Source organism: Pseudomonas sp. SIMBA_068 (genome assembly GCF_046534705.1).
Lineage (GTDB): Bacteria > Pseudomonadota > Gammaproteobacteria > Pseudomonadales > Pseudomonadaceae > Aquipseudomonas > Aquipseudomonas putida.
Window position 1 is genome coordinate 1 of sequence record NZ_JAWRYI010000235.1, and the last position, 316, is coordinate 316.

1 protein-coding gene is annotated in these 316 nt (G+C 64.9%); it reads left to right on the top strand.

Annotated features, from left to right (window positions below; translation table 11 throughout):
• The coding region (locus tag SB756_RS28980; protein ID WP_410912974.1) for a flagellar hook-basal body complex protein at nucleotides 1–316 on the top strand (316 nt) is incomplete at both ends.

The window sequence follows — 316 nt, forward strand, 5'->3', positions numbered from 1 at the left end:
CCAGGTGCGCAGTCTACCCAGGACAGCGAGCTGCCGTCGGGCCTGCAGGTCGGTACCGGTGTGCGCATTGTCGGCACGCAGAAAAACTTCCAGACCGGCAGCTTGCAGACCACGGAAAACCCGTTGGACATGGCCGTCAATGGCCGTGGCTTCTTCCAGATCCTGCAACCTGACGGCACCGTCTCCTACACCCGCGACGGTACGTTCCACCTGAACTCCGACGGCCAGATCGTCAACGCCGATGGCCTGGCGCTGGAGCCTGCCATCGTGGTCCCGAACGACGCCCAGACCTTCACGGTCGGCCAGGACGGCACCG